Origin of the sequence: Kocuria sp. NPDC057446, from assembly GCF_042802875.1 — a bacterium.
Taxonomy (GTDB): Bacteria; Actinomycetota; Actinomycetes; order Actinomycetales; family Micrococcaceae; genus Kocuria.
Window position 1 is genome coordinate 1 of the sequence record NZ_JBHVDI010000206.1, and the last position, 5,311, is coordinate 5,311.

A 5,311-nucleotide genomic window follows, 5' to 3' on the forward strand; every position below is an offset into this window, starting at 1 on the left:
GGCTCGGGACGAGCCGGCCGGCCCGAGCGGACCCGGGCGAGCGAACCGGGACGAGCGAACCGAGACGAGCAGGAGCAGCGCGTGAGCAAGGACGAGAAGGGCGGGCGGGGCCTGGCGGTCGCCGACCGCACGCACACGATGCGGGACGGCCGGCGGATCCCCGTGATCGGGCTGGGCACCTACCCCATGGACGACGCCGAGGCCGAGGCCGACGTCGCCGAGGCCCTGATGCTGGGGTACCGGATGGTCGACACCGCGGTGAACTACGGCAACGAGACCGGGGTGGGACGCGCCGTCGCGGCGGCCGGCGTGCCGCGCGACGAGCTGTTCCTCACCACCAAGCTCCCGGGCCGGGACCACGGCACGGACTCCGTGCGCCGCTCCCTCGAGGGCTCCCTGCGGCGGCTGGGCACCGACCACGTGGACCTCTACCTCATCCACTGGCCGAACCCGTCGGTCGGCCGCTACGTCGAGACGTGGCGGACGATGCTGGAGCTGCGGCAGGAGGGGCTCGTCCGCTCGGTGGGGGTGTCGAACTTCACGCCCGCCCACATCCGGCGCCTGGTCGAGGAGACCGGGGAGACGCCTGCCGTGAACCAGGTGGAGCTGCACCCGCAGTACCAGCAGGAGCGGCTGCGGGAGTTCCACGAGGAGCACCGCATCGTCACCCAGGCCTGGTCCCCGCTGGGCCGCAAGACGGACCTGCTGCAGCACGGGTGGATCGCGCGGATCGCCCGGCAGACCGGCCGCACCCCGGCCCAGGTGGTCCTGCGGTGGCACCTGCAGTCGCGCACCGTGCCGGTCCCGAAGAGCTCCGACCCCCGGCGCATGGCCGAGAACCTCGACGTGTTCGACTGGGAGCTGGACGAGGACCAGATGCACCGGATGCAGATGCTGCACACGGGGATCAGCGGCTCCGGCTACGACCCGAACAGCCACGAGGAGATGTAGGGGGCGGGCCGGGGCTCAGGCCTCGGCCGCCAGGATCTCCCGCGTGCGCTCGACGTCGTCGTCCATCTGCGCCACGAGCTTGTCGACGCCCTCGTAGGCGACCATCCCGCGCAGCCGGGCGACGAACTCCACGACCACCTCCTGGCCGTAGAGGTCGAAGTCCTCGACCCGCTCCTCGGGCCGGTCGATGACGTGCGCCTCGACCTGCCGGGGCACGTTCTCGAACGTGGGGTTGGACCCCACCGAGATCGCGGTGGGCCAGCGCGTGCCGGAGGCGTCGAGCAGCCACCCGGCGTACACCCCGTCGGCGGGGACGAACCCCGCGGCGTGCGCGGACAGGTTCGCCGTGGGGTAGCCGAGCTCCCGTCCGCGGGCGGCCCCGTGCACCACCTCGCCCCGCATCCGGTGGTGGCGCCCCAGCAGCCGGGCGGCCGCGCGCACGTCGCCGGCCTGCAGGCAGGACCGGATCCAGGTGGAGGAGCAGCGCCGGCCCCCCGCCGCGGACACGTCCGGGGCGTGCTCCGGGTGCTCCTCGTGCAGGGGGTCGAGGAGGTCGTCGACCACCCGGACCTCGAACCCGTGGCGCCGCCCCAGCTCCCGGAGCGTGCCGATGTTGCCGGAGTTGTCCTTGCCCAGGCGCGTGTCCTCCCCCACCACGAGGCAGCGCGCCCCGAGGGGCCCCACGAGGGAGCCCAGGACGAACTGCTCGGTGGACTGCTCCGCGAACTCCAGCGTGTACTCCAGCACGAGGGCGGCGTCCGCGCCGGTGCGCTCGAGGGCGTCCAGCTTGTCCTCGGTGCCCATGATCAGTCCCGGGGAGCTGCCGGGGCGGTGCACCTGCGCCGGGTGCGGGTCGAACGTCACGACCACCGACGCCCAGCCCCGCTCGCGGGCGGACTCGACGAGCTGGGACAGCACCCGCTGGTGGCCCCGGTGCACACCGTCGAAGTTGCCGATGGTGACCACCGACGGGCCGAAGCCCGGGGGGACGTCAGAGAGATCTCGCCAGCGGAACACGGTTCTCCTCGCAGGAACGGGACAGGCAGGTCAGGGTCGTACCGGGGCGGGCCGCGGCGGGACGGGTCCGCCGGGGCGGCCGGGTTCCTCCGGCGGGGCGGGGGCCGGTGCCGGCGGGCCGTCCCACGGGCCCTGGGGGGAGCGCGGGTCCTCGGCGCCGAGGGTCAGGATCCAGGCGTCCACCGAGGCGCCGCGCTGCTCCATGAACCCGTCGATCCGCACCGGGGAGCGGAAGCCCAGCCGCCAGGCCAGCTTCCGGCTGGCCCAGTTGGGGACCTTGGCCATCCAGTAAGCATAGGTGAGACCGAGGGTCCCGAAGGCGTGCTCGAGCAGCACCCGGCAGGCCGCCTCGGCGGCACCGGTGCCGCGGGCGTGGGGGCCGAAGTTGAGCCCGATGTCCGCGGTGGTCCCGCGCAGGGCGTTGAGCCCCAGCGTCCCGTGCAGCCGGTCGGTGCGGGCGTCCGCGACCGCCCAGTTGTACTCGCGGCCGGCGCGCCAGGCCGCCGGGACGAACTCCTCGACGTACCAGCGGGCGTCGGCCTCCGTGTACCCGAGGGGCACGGTGGTGAACTCCGCGGCCGCCGGGTCGGCGCAGTTGCGGGCCAGCTGCGGGACGTCGCGCTCATCGAGCCGGCGCAGCACCACGGAGCCGTCGGTGAGGACGGGGACGTCGTAGTCCTCGGCGCCGTCGGGGCGTACGGGCATCGGCGGGGGTCCTTTCGGTGGCGTGCGGCGCGGGGCGCTCCGGCCCGCGACCGAGCCTACCCGGTGCGTGCCCGGGCGCCGTGCGGGACGGGGTCCGTTCAGGCGGGGACGCGCCCGCCCGTGGGGCGGGACCGGCGGAGCCAGGCGAGACCGACCACCGGCAGCACCAGCGGGACGTAGCCGTAGTCCTGCCCGAAGTGGGACCACACGCTGGCCTCGGGGAACAGCTGCGGGGCGAGCACCGACAGCAGGCCCACGGCCAGCACGCCGACGAGCTCCACGGCCACGGCGGCCGTGGCCAGCCGGTGCCAGCGGGGGCCGGGGCGGGCGAGGGCCACGGTGGCCACCACGTAGACCGCCGCGGCGAACGCGGAGAGCAGGTACGGCAGGGGCGCGGCCTCGAACCCGGTGCTGATCTGGTAGAGCGAGCGGACGCCCGCCGAGAGGGAGAACACGGCGTAGACCACGACCACCAGCCGGCCGAAGCCCGAGGACTTGCGGTCGCCGCGCGCCCCGGCGGCGCGGGGGCCGAAGCGCTGCTGCAGGCGGGTGGGGCCGCCCTGCGGGGGCTCGGGGGTCATGGGGGCGTCTCCTCCGGGGTCGGGGCGGTCCGGCGCCGGACCGAGGGGGCGGGGGCTCACTGGTAGTACCAGATGACGTTCATGCGGTAGACCATGATCGCGACCACGGGGCCCGCGGCCGCGAGCACCCAGTTGGACCAGCTCGAGCGCTCCACGAGCGACCACACGAAGGTGCCCGCCGGGATGAGCAGCGCAGTCAGCAGGTAGCCCCAGTACTCGAGGGCCGACCCCGTGGGCCCGGGGCCCAGCACGTGCATGACGACCGAGCCCACGGCGTAGACGAGCAGGAACGCCTCGAGCAGCAGCACGGAGCCCTGGGTCCAGTCGTCGGGCCGCCGCCCGCGCACGGCCTGCCCGAGGCACACCAGGAAGGACAGGGCGCCCAGCAGCACCGCGGCCCAGAACCAGCCGTCGTAGCCCCCCGGCATCAGCGCTCCTCCCGGGGCCCGTCCGGCGGCGCGGCGAAGCGCTCCCCGGGCAGGAAGACGAGCACGGGCTTGGCGGTGCGCTCGCCGCGGTGGCCGCGGTCGCAGAGCAGGGCCACGAGCCGGTCGTCGGGCGCGAGGCCGGCGGTGACGGCCTCGTTGTCGAGCGGTTCCTCGCCGCCGTCCGCGGCGCTGGGGCCGATCCGGCGCCCGTGGGCGACGTCCTCGGCCTCCTCCGCGGTCAGCCGGCGGACGGGGAACAGGCCGGCGGCGGCGTCCTCGAGGCTCGTCACGGGCAGCGGGCGGCCGGCGGCCACCTCCGCCGCGAGCTCGTCGAGGGTCCGCGCGTCCTCGAGGGTCCACGCGCCCACGCGGGTGCGGCGCAGCGCGGTCAGGTGGCCGCCCACGCCGAGGTCGGCGCCGAGGTCCCGGGCCAGGGCCCGGACGTAGGTGCCCGAGCTGCAGGTCACGGTGACGTCGACGTCGAGCACCTCCCGCCCGGTGTCGTCGGCGGTGCGCACGAGCCGGTGAACGGCGAACTCGGACACGGTCACGTCCCGCGCGGCGAGCTCCACGTCCTGCCCGGCGCGCACCTGGGCGTAGGCGCGGCGGCCCTCGACCTTGATGGCACTGACCTTCGCGGGGACCTGCCGGATGTCCCCGGTGAGCCGGGCGACGCCGGCGGCCACCGCCGCCTCGTCCACCGCGTCCACGGCCCTCGGGCCGGCGACGTCGAGGACCTCTCCCTCGGCGTCGTCGGTGACGGTGGTCTGGCCGAGCCGGACCGTCGCCTCGTACGTCTTGTGCGCTCCGACGACCCAGGTCAGCAGGCGGGTGGCACGGTCCACCCCGAGGACCAGCACGCCCGTGGCCATGGGGTCGAGGGTCCCGGCGTGGCCGACCTTGCGGGTGCCCGCGAGGCGGCGGGTGCGGGCGACGACGTCGTGGCTGGTCCAGCCGGCCGGCTTGTCCACGACCACGAGCCCGGACGGCGTCGGCAGGGACGGGTCCGGGCTCGGGACGTCAGCTCTGGTGCGGGTCACTTCCCCGGTGCCCCCGCCTGCTCAGCGGTCCCCGGAGGACTCGTCGTCCTCCTCGGCCGGCTTCCGGTAGGGGTCCTCCCCGGCGGCCCAGCTGGCGCCGGCGGCCTGGGCGGCGACCTGGGCGTCCTTCTCCTTGGCCGCGCGCAGCACCTCCTCGAGGTGCGAGGCGTTGACCGGGATCTCGTCCGGGACGAAGGTCAGGGTGGGGGTCAGGCGGGCCGTGATGTTGCGGCCGACCTCGCTGCGCAGGACGCCCTTGGCGGACTCCAGGGCGGCGCGGGTGCTCTCCTGCTCCTCGGCGGTGCCGAAGACCGTGTAGTACAGGGTGGCGTGCTGGAGGTCGTTGGTGACGCGGGCGTCCGTGATGGTCACGAAGCCCAGCCGGGGGTCCTTGACCCTGCGCTCGAGCGCCTGGGCCACGACGACCTTGATCCGGTCGGCGAGTCGGGCGGCGCGTGCTGCGTCAGCCATGGTGGGTGCTCCTCGGGTCGGGGCGGTGCGGTGCACGACGGGGGTCGTGCGGGGAACGGGGGCGGCGGCACCGCGCCCGGCGAGGCGATCGGCTGCCCGAAGTACGAGACCGTGGAGG

Annotated in this window: 7 protein-coding genes; 1 reads left to right on the forward strand and 6 read right to left on the reverse strand. The window is 75.2% G+C overall.

The genetic code is table 11. The annotated features are described in order from the left end of the window. The first annotated feature begins 138 nt into the window (after nucleotides 1-138). Nucleotides 139-951, forward strand: coding sequence for an aldo/keto reductase (locus ACFU0Y_RS16805; RefSeq protein WP_380215900.1), 813 nt, complete (start codon nucleotides 139-141; stop codon nucleotides 949-951). 15 nt (nucleotides 952-966) lie between these two features. On the opposite strand, the gene ACFU0Y_RS16810 is transcribed toward ACFU0Y_RS16805, so the two are convergent. The 6 genes from ACFU0Y_RS16810 to rbfA form a co-directional block, all read right to left on the reverse strand. After that, nucleotides 967-1,968, reverse strand: coding sequence for a bifunctional riboflavin kinase/FAD synthetase (locus tag ACFU0Y_RS16810; protein ID WP_380215888.1), 1,002 nt, complete (start codon nucleotides 1,966-1,968; stop codon nucleotides 967-969). A 30-nt stretch (nucleotides 1,969-1,998) separates the two neighbouring features. Continuing rightward, nucleotides 1,999-2,673, reverse strand: coding sequence for a GNAT family N-acetyltransferase (locus ACFU0Y_RS16815; protein WP_380215890.1), 675 nt, complete (start codon nucleotides 2,671-2,673; stop codon nucleotides 1,999-2,001). A gap of 98 nt (nucleotides 2,674-2,771) precedes the next feature. Further along, nucleotides 2,772-3,254 carry a hypothetical protein gene (locus tag ACFU0Y_RS16820; protein WP_380215892.1) on the reverse strand — a complete coding sequence of 161 codons (483 nt, stop codon included), beginning with the start codon at nucleotides 3,252-3,254 and terminating at the stop codon, nucleotides 2,772-2,774. Nucleotides 3,255-3,310: 56 nt separating this feature from the next. Then, nucleotides 3,311-3,682 (reverse strand): hypothetical protein, encoded by a 372-nt coding sequence (locus ACFU0Y_RS16825; protein ID WP_380215894.1) that lies wholly within the window; start codon nucleotides 3,680-3,682, stop codon nucleotides 3,311-3,313. After that, on the reverse strand, nucleotides 3,682-4,722 hold the full coding sequence (gene truB / locus ACFU0Y_RS16830) for a tRNA pseudouridine(55) synthase TruB (protein WP_380215896.1): 1,041 nt from the start codon (nucleotides 4,720-4,722) through the stop codon (nucleotides 3,682-3,684). Before truB ends, ACFU0Y_RS16825 begins: the two co-directional genes overlap by 1 nt. A 21-nt stretch (nucleotides 4,723-4,743) precedes the next feature. After that, nucleotides 4,744-5,193, reverse strand: coding sequence for a 30S ribosome-binding factor RbfA (gene rbfA, locus ACFU0Y_RS16835; RefSeq protein ID WP_380215898.1), 450 nt, complete (start codon nucleotides 5,191-5,193; stop codon nucleotides 4,744-4,746). Between the last annotated feature and the right edge of the window lie 118 nt (nucleotides 5,194-5,311).